This window comes from Pseudomonadota bacterium, from assembly GCA_039193195.1.
Lineage (GTDB): Bacteria > Pseudomonadota > Gammaproteobacteria > Steroidobacterales > JBCBZW01 > JBCBZW01.
The window spans coordinates 1-16101 of the sequence record JBCCWS010000071.1 but is presented as its reverse complement, the minus strand read 5'-3'; the positions used below and the strand labels follow the sequence as shown (position 1 = coordinate 16101).

Annotated in this window: 13 protein-coding genes and 1 tRNA gene; all 14 read left to right on the top strand. The window is 62.4% G+C overall.

What is annotated here, in order from left to right; translation table 11 throughout:
* On the top strand, positions 1-139 hold a 139-nt coding region (tuf, locus tag AAGA68_26110), incomplete at its 5' end, for an elongation factor Tu (GenBank protein ID MEM9388543.1).
* 78 nt (positions 140-217) lie between these two features.
* Positions 218-293: transfer RNA gene (locus AAGA68_26105), tRNA-Trp, on the top strand.
* Between the two features lie 32 nt (positions 294-325).
* A complete protein-coding gene (gene secE / locus AAGA68_26100) occupies positions 326-700 on the top strand; it encodes a preprotein translocase subunit SecE (GenBank protein MEM9388542.1) in 375 nt (124 codons plus the stop codon).
* Positions 701-706: 6 nt separating this feature from the next.
* On the top strand, positions 707-1240 hold the full coding sequence (gene nusG / locus AAGA68_26095) for a transcription termination/antitermination protein NusG (protein MEM9388541.1): 534 nt from the start codon (positions 707-709) through the stop codon (positions 1238-1240).
* Between the two features lie 143 nt (positions 1241-1383).
* Positions 1384-1818, top strand: coding sequence for a 50S ribosomal protein L11 (gene rplK, locus AAGA68_26090; protein MEM9388540.1), 435 nt, complete (start codon positions 1384-1386; stop codon positions 1816-1818).
* Entirely contained in the window at positions 1818-2507 is a 690-nt protein-coding gene (rplA, locus tag AAGA68_26085; protein MEM9388539.1) for a 50S ribosomal protein L1, read from the top strand. The genes rplK and rplA overlap by 1 nt, the downstream gene beginning before the upstream one ends.
* Before the next feature lie 331 nt (positions 2508-2838).
* The gene (gene rplJ, locus AAGA68_26080; GenBank protein ID MEM9388538.1) at positions 2839-3375 is read left to right on the top strand and encodes a 50S ribosomal protein L10; all 537 of its coding nucleotides are present in this window, start codon (positions 2839-2841) and stop codon (positions 3373-3375) included.
* Positions 3376-3441: 66 nt separating this feature from the next.
* Entirely contained in the window at positions 3442-3822 is a 381-nt protein-coding gene (gene rplL / locus AAGA68_26075) for a 50S ribosomal protein L7/L12 (protein ID MEM9388537.1), read from the top strand.
* A 163-nt stretch (positions 3823-3985) separates the two neighbouring features.
* Positions 3986-8140, top strand: coding sequence for a DNA-directed RNA polymerase subunit beta (gene rpoB / locus AAGA68_26070; protein MEM9388536.1), 4155 nt, complete (start codon positions 3986-3988; stop codon positions 8138-8140).
* A 120-nt stretch (positions 8141-8260) separates the two neighbouring features.
* Positions 8261-12499 (top strand): DNA-directed RNA polymerase subunit beta', encoded by a 4239-nt coding sequence (gene rpoC / locus AAGA68_26065; GenBank protein MEM9388535.1) that lies wholly within the window; start codon positions 8261-8263, stop codon positions 12497-12499.
* Positions 12500-12837: 338 nt separating this feature from the next.
* A complete protein-coding gene (rpsL, locus tag AAGA68_26060) occupies positions 12838-13212 on the top strand; it encodes a 30S ribosomal protein S12 (GenBank protein ID MEM9388534.1) in 375 nt (124 codons plus the stop codon).
* A gap of 63 nt (positions 13213-13275) precedes the next feature.
* Entirely contained in the window at positions 13276-13755 is a 480-nt protein-coding gene (rpsG, locus tag AAGA68_26055) for a 30S ribosomal protein S7 (GenBank protein MEM9388533.1), read from the top strand.
* A gap of 54 nt (positions 13756-13809) precedes the next feature.
* On the top strand, positions 13810-15897 hold the full coding sequence (fusA, locus tag AAGA68_26050) for an elongation factor G (GenBank protein MEM9388532.1): 2088 nt from the start codon (positions 13810-13812) through the stop codon (positions 15895-15897).
* Positions 15898-15960: 63 nt separating this feature from the next.
* A partial coding sequence (locus AAGA68_26045; protein ID MEM9388531.1) for a GTP-binding protein occupies positions 15961-16101 on the top strand: 141 nt, incomplete at its 3' end.

Sequence of the window (16101 nt, the reverse complement as noted above, 5' to 3'; positions counted from 1 at the left end):
GATGGTGATGCCGGGCGACAACATCAAGCTTGGCGTGGAGTTGATTGCACCGATCGCGATGGAGGAAGGCCTGCGCTTCGCCATCCGCGAGGGTGGCCGCACGGTGGGTGCGGGCGTGGTGGCGAAGATCCTCGAGTGATCGCTGCGGCGTACTGACTGAAGCTGGTGGGCGGCGCCGTTTGCGATGCCGCCTGCCGCGTAACCGAGTAACGGATGTAGGCCAGTAGCTCAATTGGCAGAGCGGCGGTCTCCAAAACCGCAGGTTGGGGGTTCGATTCCCTCCTGGCCTGCCACCTCATCCGACAGGCTTTAGCCGAGAGGAAAGATGGAAGCGAAGCAGTCGGGCAGCTCGAGCCTGCTGGATACGATGAAGCTCATGCTCGCCCTGGGCGTTGTGGTTGGAGGCATCTTCGCCTACTACTACTTCCCGAATGCGTCGGTGTTGCTGCGTGTGCCTGCGGTGCTGGCCGGCCTGGGCATCGGGTTGGCGATTGCCGCGACCAGCAGCCAGGGGCGCCAGTTCACCGATTTCATGCGCGGCGCGCGCGTTGAGTTGCGCAAGGTCGTATGGCCTAAGCGTGAGGAGACGCTGCAGACGACGCTGATAGTGTTGCTGTTCGCGATCACGATGGGCGTGTTCTTCTGGATGTTGGATCTTGGCCTCGGCTGGGTCGTCCGCCTGATTACTGGCAGGGGCTGAAGCTAAGTGTCCCTACGCTGGTACGTGGTCCACGCCTACTCGAACTACGAGTACAAGGTGAAACAGTCGCTCATCGAGCGCATCGAGCGCTACGACCTCGGCCACAAGTTTGGCGAGATCCTGGTGCCCACGGAAGAAGTTGTGGAGATGCGCGAGGGTCAGCGTCGTAAGAGCGAGCGCAAGTTCTTCCCCGGCTACGTGCTGGTGCAGATGGAACTGGATGAGGAGACCTGGCACCTCGTCAAAGACGTCCCGAAGGTGCTCGGTTTCATCGGCGGCTCGAGTGACCGGCCTGCGCCCATCACCGATGCAGAGGCGGAAGCTATCCTGCAGCGGGTGCAGGAGGGTGTGGACAAGCCTCGCCCCAAGGTACTGTTCGAGCCCGGCGAAGTGGTACGGGTTATCGACGGTCCCTTCAACGACTTCAACGGGGTCGTCGAAGAGGTCAACTACGAGAAGAACCGTTTGCGCGTGGCCGTACAGATCCTCGGTCGTGCAGCACCGGTGGAACTTGAGTTCGGCCAGGTCGAGAAGGCCTGATCGCTCCAGGGCGTCAGGTTAGCGAATCAATGTTATGCCTCTTTGCCCGCGGCTGGGCGATGGGGAACGCCCGCCCCGGCCCAGCCGGTGTGAGGTAGGGGAGCCGAGAGGCGTTTGCACCCAAGCAATAGAGGAATCGAGTAGTGGCTAAGAAGGTTCAGGGCTACATCAAGCTGCAGATCCCGGCGGGACAGGCCAACCCCAGTCCGCCCGTGGGTCCTGCGCTCGGTCAGCACGGTGTGAACATCATGGAGTTCTGCAAAGCGTTCAACGCCCAGACGCAGAACATCGAGCAGGGCCTGCCGACGCCGGTAGTGATCACCGTCTACAACGACCGTAGCTTCACGTTTATCACCAAGACGCCGCCCGCGTCGGTCCTGCTGCGCAAGGCGGCTGGAGTGCCGAAGGGCAGCGGCGAGCCGAACAAGACCAAGGTCGGCAAGGTGACGCGCGCCCAGCTCGAGGAGATCGCCAACACCAAAGATCCCGATCTAACGGCTGCCGACTTGGACGCTGCCGTCCGCACGATCGCCGGCACGGCGCGCAGCATGGGTCTGGAAGTGGAGGGTGTCCAGTAATGGCCAAGATGAGTAAGCGGCAAAAGCTGTTCCGCGAAAGGGTCGACAGCACCAAGGCATACCCCGTCGGTGAGGCCCTCGAACTGGTCCGCGAACTCGCCGGCGCCAAGTTTTCAGAGTCCGTCGATGCCGCGGTAAACCTCGGTGTCGATCCGCGTAAGTCGGATCAGGTGGTGCGCGGCTCGACGATCCTGCCCAACGGTACGGGTAAGACGGTGCGCGTGGCGGTGTTCGCCCAGGGCGACAACGCCACCAAGGCGCAGGACGCTGGAGCCGATATTGTGGGCTTTGAGGATCTCGCCGAGCAGATCAAGGGCGGCATGCTCGACTTCGACGTTGTGATCGCTACGCCCGACGCTATGCGTGTGGTGGGGCGCCTCGGTCAGGTGCTCGGTCCTCGCGGCCTCATGCCGAACCCGAAGGTCGGGACGGTGACGCCCGACGTCGAGGGCGCGGTGAGGAATGCTAAGGCCGGCCAGGTACGTTACCGCACGGACAAGGGCGGCATTATTCACTGCCCAATCGGCAACGTGACCTTCGATGCGGCTAAGCTGCACGAGAACCTCTCGGCATTGCTGGCTGACCTAAACAAGGCCAAACCCTCAGCTGCCAAGGGGATTTACATGAAGCGCGTGACTCTGTCATCGACAATGGGTCCCGGAATCAATGTCGATCCCTCGACGATCTGAGTGGATTGACCCTATCGGCGGTCTCTCGTAGGCGGCCGACAACGACATTGCCACGCGGCGTTTGCTCGTGAGGCGGTGAGACTGCCAGCTCGGGGTACGAAGTATCCCGACCTGGTGTCGTCCCAGACCGTAGGTGGTGTGATCGCGTGCGAGCGCGGTCGACCTTAAATCGGCCAAGCGTCACCGCAGGGTGCTCCGCACGGCATGCCTACGCAGACGGCGAACCCGAAAACGGAGCTCCGTTGAAGGTCGCCACCCTATCGGAACTCGTACGAAGCCTGCCGGCGACGTTCGCAGTTTCGAGCAGCCGTTAACGGAGGACACGCTAACCATGCCTTTGACGCGAGAGCAAAAATCGGCCGTGGTGAGCGAGGTGAACGCGGTCGCTGCTGAGGCTTTATCAGCAGTCGCGGCGGAATACCGAGGGCTGACCGTCGAGCAGATGACCGACTTGCGCAAGAAAGCGCGTGAGTCGGGCGTCTACATGAAGGTGGTCAAAAATCGGCTTGCCGCGCTGGCCGTGGAAGGAACCGAATTCGAGTGCATGAAGCCGGGTCTGAAGGGCCCGCTCATTCTGGCATTCTCCCAGGAGGATCCCGGTGCCGCCGCCAGGCTGGCCAAGGACTTCGCGAAGGAGAAGGAGAACGAGAAGTTCGTGGTCAAGCTGGTCGCCGTCGGCGGCGAGCTCATGGGCCCCGAGCAGCTCGAACGCCTCGCCAGTCTGCCGACGCGGGAGCAGGCCCTGGCCATGCTTCTGGGTGTCATGCAGGCGCCGATATCCAAGTTCGTTCGTACCCTCGCCGAGCCGCACGCCAAGCTCACACGTTTGGTCGCCGCGGTGCGCGACCAGAAAGAAGCGTCCGGATGAACGCAGGCGCTCGCGCCGCTCCGGACCGATTCGGGTTACCAGGTTTTTTAGTTGAGGTAGATACAAATGGCAGTTTCTAAGGACGACATCCTCGAGACCATCTCCAACATGACCGTCATGGAAGTGGTGGACCTGATCTCTGCGATGGAAGAGAAGTTCGGCGTTTCCGCTGCAGCCCCGGTGGCCGTGGCAGCCGGTCCTGGCGCTGGCGGCGACGCACCGGCAGCCGAAGAGAAGACCGAGTTCGACGTGGTTATGAGCAGCTTCGGCGACAACAAGGTTGCCGTGATTAAGGCCGTGCGCGGCATCACCGGCCTGGGCCTGAAGGAGGCCAAGGCACTGGTGGAAGGTGCACCGGCTCCGATCAAGGAAGGCGTGCCTAAAGAGGAAGCAGAGGAGCTTCAGAAGCAGCTTGAGGAAGCGGGCGCCAAGGTCGAGATCAAGTAACGTTGCACCGGCTGAACCGGGGGAAACCCGGCAGCCGGAGCCGCAAGGCTGGTCGCCATTGGCGGCCGGCCTTTCGGTGTTTTCGTGAGTAGTGGTGTAGTCGCCAGCTTACCTTAACGCTGGCTAATGGGCGCCTTGAGCGTCTAAGCGAGGATACCCCCGAATGGCCTATTCGTTCACCGAGAAAAAGCGCATTCGCAAGGATTTCGGCAAGCGGCCGCGAATCCTGCAGGTGCCCTACCTGTTGTCCATTCAGCTCGATTCCTACAGGCAATTCCTACAGGACGAGCACGAGCCCGGCAACCGTAAGGACATCGGCCTGCACGCGGCCTTCAATTCGGTGTTCCCCATCGTCTCCTACTCGGGCAACGCTGCGCTCGAGTACGTGAGCTATCGCTTGGGTGAGCCTCCTTTTGACGTGAAAGAGTGCCAGCTTCGCGGCCTCACCTTCGCGGCGCCGCTGCGGGTGACCGTGCGCCTTGTCATCTACGACAAGGAAGCGTCGGGCAGCGAGAAGCCGGTGAAGGACGTTCGCGAGCAGGAGGTGTATCTCGGTGAGCTGCCGCTCATGACCGAGAACGGCACCTTCATCATCAACGGCACGGAGCGCGTGATCGTCTCCCAGCTGCACCGCTCGCCGGGTGTATTCTTCGACCACGATCGTGGCAAGACGCACTCATCGGGCAAACTGCTGTTCTCGGCGCGCGTCATTCCCTACCGCGGTTCCTGGCTCGACTTCGAGTTTGATCCGAAGGACGCTCTTTTCGCGCGTATCGACCGTCGGCGCAAGCTGCCGGTGACCGTGCTGCTGCGCGCCTTGGGCTACGACAATCACCAAATTCTCGACATCTTTTTTGAGAAGAACGAGTTCCGCCTCACGGCGGAGACGATCAGCCTGCGCCTGATGCCGGAGCGCCTGCTCGGCGAGACCATGGAGTTCGACCTGGTCATCGGTGATCAGCTGATTGTGCCCGAGGGCCGCCGCGTCACGCGCAAGCACACGCGCGAGCTCGCTGACTCTGGGGAGGAGTTCGTGGAGGTGCCTCGGCACTACCTCTCCGGCAAGGTCCTCGCTCATGACGTACCAGATCCTGAGACAGGGGAGCTGGTGGCGAAGGTCAACGAGCAGCTGACCGAAGAGACCGTCGGCAAGCTAGTGGAGGCCGGCGTCGAGAGCATCGAGACGTTGTACGCAAACGATCTCGATCGCGGGCCGTACATTTCGCTGACGCTCGACATCGACTCCACCACTACGCGCCTAGAAGCGCTGGTGGAGATCTACCGCATGATGCGTCCGGGTGAGCCGCCAACTAAGGAGGCGGCCGAGAACCTGTTCCACAACCTGTTCTTCAACCCGGAGCGCTACGATCTCTCAGCGGTCGGTCGGATGAAGTTCAACCGCCGTGTCGGTCATGACCACGTGACCGGGTCAGGCATCCTCTACGACTACATGTACTTTAAGGATCGCGACGATGCGTTCTGCCAGGAGCACGTGGAGCAGTTCGGGGAGACTTCGGACATCCTCGACGTGTTGCAGTCGATCATCGACATCCGCAACGGCAACGGCACCATCGACGACATCGACCACCTCGGTAACCGTCGCGTGCGCAGCGTCGGCGAGATGGCGGAGAACGCCTTCCGCATCGGCCTGGTCCGTGTCGAGCGCGCTGTGAAGGAGCGCCTGACCCTGGCCGAGTCGGAGGGTCTGATGCCGCAGGAGATGATCAACGCCAAGCCGGTGGCGGCGGCGGTAAAGGAGTTCTTCGGCTCCAGCCAGCTGTCCCAGTTCATGGACCAAAACAACCCGCTGTCCGAGGTCACTCACAAGCGTCGCGTCTCGGCCCTCGGCCCTGGCGGTCTGACGCGTGAGCGCGCCGGCTTCGAGGTTCGCGACGTGCACCCGACGCACTACGGGCGCGTATGTCCGATCGAGACGCCGGAAGGTCCGAACATCGGCCTCATCAACTCCCTCGCCACCTACGCGCGCACCAACGAGTACGGCTTCCTGGAGACACCCTACCGGCGCGTGATGGAAGGTAAGGTCACCGACGAGATCGTCTACCTGTCGGCGATCGAAGAAGGGAAGTACATCATCGCCCAGGCCAACGCCGCCCTCGGCGAAGCTGGCGAGCTGATCGACGAGCTGATCGCGTGCCGTCACGAGAATGAGTTTAAGACCTTGTCCTCGGACGAACGCGAGCGCGTCCAGTTCATGGACATCTCACCGTCGCAGATCGTGTCTGTTGCGGCGTCGCTGATTCCCTTCCTGGAACACGATGACGCCAACCGCGCCTTGATGGGCTCGAACATGCAGCGACAGGCAGTGCCCACGCTACGTGCGGACACGCCCCTGGTAGGTACGGGCATCGAACGCGCCGTGGCTACCGACTCTGGGGTGACCGTGGTAGCTCGCCGCGGCGGTTTTGTCGATTCCGTCGATGCATCGCGCATCGTGGTTCGCGCCCATGATGATGAGACCATTCCGGGTGAACCTGGCGTCGACATCTACAACCTCACCAAGTACACGCGGTCGAACCAAAACACTTGTATCAACCAGCGTCCCCTGGTCCGCACCGGTGACACAATCGCCCGCGGTGACGTGCTGGCCGATGGTCCGTCCACGAGCCTTGGCGAACTGGCCCTCGGCCAGAACATGCTCGTCGCATTCATGCCCTGGAATGGCTACAACTTCGAGGACTCAATCCTCATCTCCGAGCGTCTGGTGCACGAGGACCGCTTCACTACGATCCACATCGAGGAGCTCACTTGCGTCGCTCGCGACACCAAGTTGGGTCAGGAGGAGATCACCTCGGATATCCCAAATGTGGGTGATGCGGCACTCGGCAAGTTGGACGAGTCCGGTATCGCCTACATTGGCGCCGAGGTAACCGGTGGCGACATCCTCGTAGGCAAGGTCACGCCGAAGGGCGAGACTCAGCTTACGCCGGAGGAGAAGCTCTTGCGCGCGATCTTCGGCGAGAAGGCCTCCGACGTGAAGGACACCTCCCTGCGCGTGCCCCCGGGGATGGACGGCACGGTAATCGACGTGCGCGTCTTCACTCGCGACGGCGTGGAAAAGGACGCTCGCGCCCTCTCCATCGAGCACTCGGAAATCTCCAAGGTGCGCAAGGATCTCGACGACCAGCTGCGTATCCTGGAAGAGGATCTGTTCTCGCGGGTTGAAAAGATGCTCGTGGGTGAGGTCGCCGACGGCGGACCGCAGGGCCTCAAGGCGGGCAGCGAGATCACGTCCGAATACCTCGCCGATCTGCCGCACGCGTCGTGGTTCGAGATCCGCGCGCGCAACGACGACATCAACCGCCAGATCGAAGGCGTCGCCTCGCGACTCGAAGAGCAGCGCAAGGAGTTCGACGAACGCTTCGATCACAAGAAGGCGAAGATCACCCAAGGGGATGATCTCGCGCCAGGCGTGTTGAAGATGGTTAAGGTCTACCTGGCCGTGAAACGTCGTATTCAGCCGGGCGACAAGATGGCCGGCCGTCACGGGAACAAGGGCGTGATCTCGACCATCGTGCCCGTTGAGGACATGCCCTACAGCGACGACGGTACCCCCGTCGACGTGGTGCTAAACCCCCTCGGCGTGCCCTCGCGCATGAACGTAGGTCAGGTGTTGGAGACGCACCTGGGCTGGGCGGCCAAGGGTGTGGGCCGGAAGATCGAGGAAATGGTGCGAGCCAAGTCGTCGGCCGATGAGCTGCGCGGCTTCCTCGAGAAGGTCTACAACCAGAGCGGTGGTCGCAGCACCCCGCTGGAGGAGCTGGGCGAAGAGGAGATCTTCGAGTTGGCGAAGAACCTCTCCAATGGCGTGCCGATGGCCACACCGGTGTTCGACGGCGCCACGGAGAAGGAGATCAAGAACATGCTGGAGCTGGCGGGCTTGCCGCGCAGTGGCCAGACCAACTTGATCGACGGCCGCACCGGCGAGCGTTTCCACCGCGAAACGACCGTCGGGTACATGTACATGCTGAAGCTGAACCACCTGGTGGACGACAAGATGCACGCGCGTTCTACCGGGCCTTACAGCCTAGTTACCCAGCAGCCGCTGGGCGGCAAGGCGCAGTTCGGCGGTCAGCGTTTCGGCGAGATGGAGGTCTGGGCTCTCGAAGCTTACGGGGCCTCCTACACGCTGCAGGAAATGCTCACGGTGAAGTCTGACGACGTGCAGGGCCGCACCAAGATGTACAAGAACATCGTCGATGGTACGCACACGATGGATGCGGGTATGCCCGAGTCCTTCAACGTGCTGGTGAAGGAGATCCGTTCTCTGGCCATCGATATCGAGCTGGAGAGCGACTGACGGCGCAGTCACGCGGCGTGTTTGATTTTTGCCCCGGGACGACACCGACGACGGTGAACATCCCGGCAAACGAGTGGCCCGCCATGAGCGGGCCCAGCGAACGGGGCAGGTAAGAGTTACATGAAAGATCTTCTCAAGCTTTTTCGGCAGCAGACGCCCGTCGAGGACTTCGATCGAATCCGTATCGGTCTAGCGTCTCCTGACATGATCCGCTCCTGGTCCTTCGGCGAGGTCAAGAAGCCGGAGACCATCAACTACCGGACCTTTAAGCCGGAGCGTGATGGTCTGTTCTGCGCCAAGATCTTTGGTCCCGTGAAGGACTACGAGTGTCTTTGCGGTAAGTACAAGCGCCTCAAGCACCGCGGTGTCGTGTGCGAGAAGTGCGGCGTGGAAGTAACCCAATCCAAGGTGCGCCGCGAGCGCATGGGGCACATCGAGCTGGCGAGCCCGGTGGCCCATATTTGGTTCCTGAAGTCGCTGCCTTCGCGTATCGGCCTCATGCTCGATATGACCCTGCGCGAGATCGAGCGCATCCTGTACTTCGAGGCTTTCGTGGTCATCGACCCGGGCATGACGCCCATGCAGCGCGGCCAGCTCCTGACCGACGAGGGCTACCTTGACGCGATGGAAGAGCACGGGGACGAGTTCGATGCCCGCATGGGTGCCGAGGCGGTCTTTGAGTTGCTTAAGTCCCTGGACCTTGATGCGGAAGTCACGCGTGTGCGCGAGGAGATTGCAGGCACATCGTCCGAGACCAAGATCAAGCGTCTGTCGAAGCGGCTGAAGCTACTGGAGTCGTTCATCGAGTCCGGTAACGCTCCGGAGTGGATGGTGCTGACGGTGCTTCCGGTGCTGCCGCCGGATCTGCGCCCGCTGGTGCCGCTGGACGGCGGTCGCTTCGCGACCTCTGATCTGAACGATCTGTACCGCCGCGTCATCAACCGCAACAACCGCCTGCGCCGCCTGCTCGAGTTAAACGCGCCGGACATTATCGTGCGCAATGAGAAGCGCATGCTGCAGGAGGCGGTCGACGCACTTCTCGACAACGGGCGTCGCGGCCGGGCCATCACGGGTACCAACAAGCGTCCACTGAAGTCCCTCGCCGACATGATTAAGGGTAAGCAGGGGCGCTTCCGTCAGAACCTGCTTGGCAAGCGTGTGGACTATTCTGGTCGTTCGGTAATTGTGGTGGGCCCAACCCTAAAGCTGCACCAGTGTGGTTTGCCCAAGAAGATGGCGCTTGAACTGTTCAAGCCCTTCATCTTCTCTAAGCTGCAGCTGCGCGGCGAGGCGGCCACCATCAAGGCAGCGAAGCGCCTGGTCGAACGCGAAGGCCCGGAGGTGTGGGACATCCTCGAGGAGGTGATCCGCGAGCACCCGGTACTGCTGAACCGTGCGCCCACGCTGCACCGTCTCGGTATCCAGGCCTTCGAGCCGGTGCTGATCGAGGGTAAGGCGATCCAGCTGCATCCGCTCGTCTGCACCGCATTCAACGCGGACTTCGATGGCGACCAGATGGCCGTGCACGTGCCGCTGTCGCTGGAGGCTCAGCTCGAAGCGCGCGCGCTGATGATGGCGTCGAACAACATCCTGTCGCCGGCTAATGGTGATCCTATCATCGTGCCTTCCCAGGACGTGGTGCTCGGCCTTTACTACATCACCCGCGAGCGCGTAAACGCCGAGGGTGAGGGCATCGTGTTTGCGGATGTCGCTGAAGTCTCCCGCGCCTATCACACCCGCACGGTGAGTCTGCACGCCAAGGTCAAGCTGCGTATTTCGCGCAGCGAGATCGTCGATGGCGAGAAGCGCCAGGTGAATCAGGTGGTCGATACGACCGTTGGCCGCGCGCTCCTGCTCGAGGTGCTGCCGGATGAGCTGTCCTTCGATCTGGTCAACCGTACGATGACTAAGAAGGCGATCTCCGCCGCGATCAACGCCTCCTACCGCGAGGTAGGCCTGAAGCGCACCGTAGTGTTCGCTGACCAGCTGATGTACGCCGGGTTCTACTACGCCACCCGCGCCGGTGTTTCGATCGGCGTGGACGATATGGTCGTGCCGCCCGAGAAGGCCGCGATCCTGGAAGAGGCCGAGGCCGAGGTGAAGGAGATCGAAGACCAGTATGGTATGGGACTGGTTACCAACGGCGAGCGCTACAACAAGGTGGTGGATATCTGGTCGCGCACCAATGAGCGCGTAGCGAAGGCCATGATGGAACAGCTTGGCGGCGAGGAAGTGGAGGACTCGGAGGGCAACAAGATCAACCAGGCCTCCTTTAACTCCATCTACATGATGTCAGACTCGGGTGCTCGTGGTTCTCCCGCACAGATTCGTCAGCTGGCCGGGATGCGCGGCCTGATGGCGAAGCCGGACGGCTCGATCATTGAAACGCCGATCACGGCCAACTTCCGCGAAGGCCTCGACGTACTGCAGTACTTTATCTCCACCCACGGCGCTCGTAAGGGGCTCGCGGATACGGCGTTGAAGACCGCAAACTCGGGTTACCTGACCCGTCGCCTCGTCGACGTGGCCCAGGACCTTGTGGTAACGGAAGTCGACTGCGGTACTACCGAAGGCGTGCGCCTCGAACCGCTGGTCGAAGGTGGTGACGTGGTCGAGCCCCTGTCAGAGCGCGTGCTCGGCCGCGTGCTGGCTGAGTCGGTCTTTGAGCCGGGCACGGACAACGAGGCGATCGCCGCTGGCACGCTCCTCGATGAACGCCTGGTGCAGCGGATCGAAGAGATGGCGATCGACCACGTTACAGTGCGTTCGCCGATCACCTGCCAGACCCGCTATGGCGTGTGCTCTATGTGCTACGGGCGCGATTTGGCTCGCGGCCACATCATCAACCGCGGCGAGGCCGTGGGCGTGATCGCAGCCCAGTCGATCGGTGAGCCCGGCACGCAGCTGACCATGCGAACCTTCCACATCGGTGGTGCCGCGTCTCGAGCGGCGGCGGTGAGCAGCATCGAGGTGAAGAACGCCGGTGAGGTTCGCTTGCACAACGTGAAGACCGTGCGCAACCAGGACAAGAACCTGGTGGCCGTGTCCCGTTCCGGTGAACTCGCCATCGTCGACGAGTTCGGTCGTGAGCGCGAGCGCTACAAGCTGCCCTACGGTGCGGTGATCTCCGTGGACGATCGCGAGGGCGTGAAGTCCGGTCAGCAGGTGGCTGGCTGGGATCCGCACACTCACCCGGTCCTCACGGAGGTGGACGGCTTCTTGAAGTACATCGACTTCGTGGATGGCGTCACCGTAAACCGCCAGGCGGACGAGACCACCGGTATCGAGTCCGTGGTGGTGAGCGATCCGAAGCAGCGCGGCACCAGCGGTAAGGACCTGCGTCCGATGATCAAGCTGGTGGATGGCGACGGGAATGACGTCACACTGTCCACGGGTAACGCCGTGGCCTACCCGCTGCCGCCAGGCGCTGTGATCAGCATGGCCGAGGGCGAACAGGTGCGCGTCGGTGACGTCCTCGCGCGCATCCCGCAGGAGACCTCGAAGACCCGTGACATCACCGGTGGTCTACCGCGTGTGGCCGACCTCTTCGAGGCGCGTCGTCCGAAGGACCCGGCCATCCTGGCCGAGGCCAGCGGCACGGTCAGCTTCGGCAAGGAGACCAAGGGCAAGCAGCGCCTGATCATCACCAACGAAGACGGCGACCGTCACGAGGAGCTGATTCCGAAGTGGCGCAATCTGCACATCTTCGAGGGTGAGCACGTGGAGCGCGGTGATGAGATCGCCGACGGCGAGCCGAATCCGCACGACATCCTGCGTCTACAGGGGACCGAGGCCCTGGCCGAGTACCTCGTAGGCGAGATTCAGGACGTGTATCGCCTGCAGGGTGTGAAGATCTCTGATAAGCACATCGAGGTGATCATTCGCCAGATGCTGCGCAAGGTGGAGATCCTCAACGGCGGCGATACCCGCTACCTGCGCGGCGAGCAGGTCGACCGTTCGAAGGTCGACGAGGCGAACGAAGCCCTGGCCGAAGATCAGCAGCCGGCACGCTATGAGCGTCTACTGCTGGGTATCACCAAGGCATCGCTGGCCACCGAGTCCTTCATTTCGGCAGCCTCCTTCCAGGAGACCACCCGCGTGCTCACCGAGGCAGCCGTCCGCGGCGTGCACGACGACCTGCGTGGCCTGAAGGAGAACGTGATCGTGGGTCGTCTGATTCCGGCTGGTACAGGATCGGCATATCACGAAAATCGGCGCCGAGAGAAGGGCAAGTCGGACCAGGAGCGGTACCTGGAGGCGGCCGAGGCAGCGATGTCTGGCGGTCTGGGTTCCGCGCCGGCCGAAGCTGGGGAAGGCGAGGCCGCTCCGGCTGCTCAGGCGGCACCTTCCGAGGAGTAATCCTCGGCCGTCGAAGGGTCCAGGGCGGGTATCGGTAGAAGCCGTGCCCGCCCTTTCTTTCCCCGGCGATTGGCGCTTTTCTCGCTTGACAGGGCCCCTCGCGGCTCCTAGACTTCGCGGTCTTTCTCGGGGCCTGCTGGCTTCGCAGTGGCTTGCGCCCTCCTGAGAGTGATCGGGACGCCCGCCTGAAGAGGGGCTTTCTCCCGGCGCCGACCCTGAGAGTTCCGAACGACTGAACACGCGACCAGCGCTGACGCTGGCCGCGGGTTTCGCCACCCCGACTGACGGGCTGGCGGCGACGGATCGTCGACGACGATCACATATAGATGAGGATGTAGATGGCAACGGTTAACCAGCTGGTTCGCAAGCCGCGCGCCCGCAAGGTCGAAAAGTCCAACGTGCCCGCACTCGAGAGCTGTCCGCAGCGTCGCGGCGTTTGCACGCGTGTGTACACCACTACCCCGAAAAAGCCGAACTCGGCGATGCGCAAGGTGGCTCGTGTGCGCCTGACCAACGGTTTCGAAGTCACCAGCTATATCGGCGGTGAAGGGCACAACCTCCAGGAGCACTCGGTAGTGCTCATTCGCGGCGGTCGTGTGAAGGATCTTCCCGGTGTGCGCTACCACACGGTACGCGGCACGCTCGATTGCGCCGGCGTCAACAACCGTCGCCAGGGTCGCTCCAAGTACGGCGCCAAGCGCCCGAAGGGCTAACCGTCGGTTGAGGTTTCGCCGCGTTCGCGCCGGCACCAAAGATAAGCTTCTAGCAGGAACACCATGTCAAGACGATCTTCCGCCACTCGCCGCCCGGTCCTTCCGGACCCGAAGTACAAGAGCGAGATGTTGACCAAGTTCATCAACATGCTCATGACGCGTGGCAAGAAGTCCGTGGCCGAGAAGATCGTGTACGGCGCCCTCGATACCATGGCTGAGAAGAGCGCCACCACCGGCGACCGCGCCGTGGAGATGCTCGGCCAGGCCCTGGACAACGTGAAGCCCGTGGTCGAGGTGAAGTCTCGCCGCGTCGGCGGTGCCACCTACCAGGTGCCCGTGGAGGTGCGTCCCCTGCGCCGCCAGACCCTTGCCATGCGTTGGGTGATCGACGCTGCTCGCAAGCGCAGCGAGAAGTCCATGGCGCAGCGCCTGGCCAACGAGCTGCTCGAGGCGGCTGACAATCGCGGTACGGCCGTGAAGAAGCGTGAGGACACGCACCGTATGGCTGAGGCCAACAAGGCCTTCTCTCATTACCGCTGGTAGCTGATTACCGGCGGCCACGAGTCGATTACATGTTGATGCCAGCAGAGATTGACCGTGGCACGTACTACCCCCATCCAGCGCTACCGAAACATCGGCATCATGGCCCACATCGATGCCGGCAAGACGACGACGACGGAGCGCATCCTTTTCTACACCGGGGTGTCCCACAAGCTCGGTGAGGTGCACGACGGCGCGGCCGTAATGGACTGGATGGAGCAAGAGCAGGAACGCGGCATCACGATCACGTCAGCCGCCACCACCTGTTTCTGGTCGGGCATGGACCAGCAGTTCCCCGATCACCGTATCAATATCATCGACACGCCGGGCCACGTCGATTTCACGATCGAAGTCGAGCGCTCTCTGCGCGTGCTCGATAGCGCGGTTGCGGTCTTCGATTCCGTAGGGGGCGTCGAGCCCCAGTCTGAGACCGTGTGGCGCCAGGCGAACCGCTACTCCGTTCCACGTCTGGCGTTCGTTAACAAGATGGATCGCGTCGGGGCGGACTTCGTCCGGGTGGTCGAGCAGATCATCGAGCGTCTTCGGGGCAATCCGGTGCCTATTCAGCTGCCGATCGGCGCCGAAGAGGATTTCCGCGGCGTTGTGGATCTGATTCGCATGCGCGCGATCTACTGGGATGACAGCACCCTGGGTACCCGCTACGAAGCCGGCGAGATCCCCGGGGACATGCTCGAGCTCGCCCAACACTGGCGCGAGCACATGCTCGAAGCGGTGGCTGAGGCCGACGAGGCGTACATGGAGCGCTACCTCGAAGGAGGTGAGCTCTCAGAAGAGGAGATCGTCGCTGGCTTGCGTAAGCGCACGATCGCCAACGAGCTCGTGCCTGTGCTGTGTGGGTCTGCCTTCAAGAACAAGGGCGTTCAAGCGGTGCTCGACGCGGTGATCGAGTTGCTGCCGTCACCTGTTGACGTGCCTTCGGTGACCGGCATCGGTAGCGATGATGAGTCAACGGAGGAGCGACCCGCAGACGACGACGCACCCTTCTCGGCCCTCGCGTTCAAGATCGCCACGGATCCCTACGTGGGCACGCTTGCGTTTATGCGCGTGTACTCTGGGGTGGTGAAAACCGGTGACACGGTCTTCAATCCGATCAAGTGTAAGAAGGAGCGCATCGGTCGCCTGGTGCAGATGCACGCTAACGATCGTGAGGATTTGAAGGAAGTGCGCGCCGGTGACATCGCGGCGGCGGTTGGTCTGAAGGACGTCAGCACCGGTGACACGCTCGCTGATCCCGCTGCCCTGGTGACGCTTGAGCGGATGGACTTCCCGGACCCCGTGATCTCCGTTGCGGTGGAGCCGAGGACTAAGGCGGACCAGGACAAGATGGGCATGGCGCTCTCGAAGCTGGCCCAGGAAGATCCGTCCTTCCGCGTACGCACTGACGAAGAGTCTGGGCAAACGATCATCTCCGGCATGGGTGAGCTGCACCTGGAGATCATCGTCGACCGCCTTCGTCGCGAGTTCAAAGTCGACTCCAACGTGGGCAGGCCTCAAGTGGCTTACCGCGAGACCATCGCCAAGTCGATCGAGCAGGAAGGCAAATTCGTGCGCCAGACTGGCGGCAAGGGGCAGTACGGCCACGTCTGGCTGCGTCTCGAGCCCCAGGAGCGCGGCGCCGGCTACACCTTCGAGAACAAGATCGTCGGCGGCGTGGTGCCGAAGGAGTTCATCCCTGCTGTCGACAAGGGCGTGCAGGAGCAGATGCAGACGGGCGTGATCGCGGGCTACCCCGTGGTGGACGTCAAAGCCACGCTCTTCGACGGATCGTTCCACGATGTTGACTCGAGCGAGGTGGCCTTTAAGATCGCGGCCTCCATGGCGTTCCGCGAGGGTACCCAGGCCGCCGGCCCGGTACTCCTGGAGCCGATGATGAAGGTCGAGGTAGTGACCCCTGACGATTACATGGGTGATGTCATGGGCGATCTGCAGCGGCGCCGCGGCGTGGTACAAGGAATGGAAGATGCCGTCGCGGGCAAGATTATCCGCGTCGAGGTGCCCCTATCGGAGATGTTCGGTTACGCCACCGAGCTGCGTTCGATGAGCCAGGGGCGCGCGTCCTATTCGATGGAGTTTGCGCACTACGCCGAGGCCCCCGCGGCCGTGGTCCATGCGCTGACGGCTTGAGTAGCGTTATTAGCCTTTAGGAGCAGCAGCGCTGGCTGACCCAGCAAAGCGGGAGTATTAGACGTGTCGAAAGAGAAGTTTGAACGTACAAAGCCGCACGTGAACGTGGGAACTATTGGTCACGTTGACCATGGAAAGACGACGCTGACGGCGGCGATGACGACGGTGCTGGCGGCGGAGTTCGGTGGTGCCGCGCAGGCGTTC

Bases quoted from the DNA above. Each gene is read 5' to 3' on its own strand.
- secE (MEM9388542.1), top strand. From the start codon at position 326: ATGGAAGCGAAGCAGTCGGGCAGCTCGAGCCTGCTGGATACGATGAAG.
- rplA (MEM9388539.1), top strand. From the start codon at position 1,818: ATGGCCAAGATGAGTAAGCGGCAAAAGCTGTTCCGCGAAAGGGTCGAC.
- rplJ (MEM9388538.1), top strand. From the start codon at position 2,839: ATGCCTTTGACGCGAGAGCAAAAATCGGCCGTGGTGAGCGAGGTGAAC.
- rplL (MEM9388537.1), top strand. From the start codon at position 3,442: ATGGCAGTTTCTAAGGACGACATCCTCGAGACCATCTCCAACATGACC.
- rpoB (MEM9388536.1), top strand. From the start codon at position 3,986: ATGGCCTATTCGTTCACCGAGAAAAAGCGCATTCGCAAGGATTTCGGC.
- rpoC (MEM9388535.1), top strand. From the start codon at position 8,261: ATGAAAGATCTTCTCAAGCTTTTTCGGCAGCAGACGCCCGTCGAGGAC.
- rpsL (MEM9388534.1), top strand. From the start codon at position 12,838: ATGGCAACGGTTAACCAGCTGGTTCGCAAGCCGCGCGCCCGCAAGGTC.
- rpsG (MEM9388533.1), top strand. From the start codon at position 13,276: ATGTCAAGACGATCTTCCGCCACTCGCCGCCCGGTCCTTCCGGACCCG.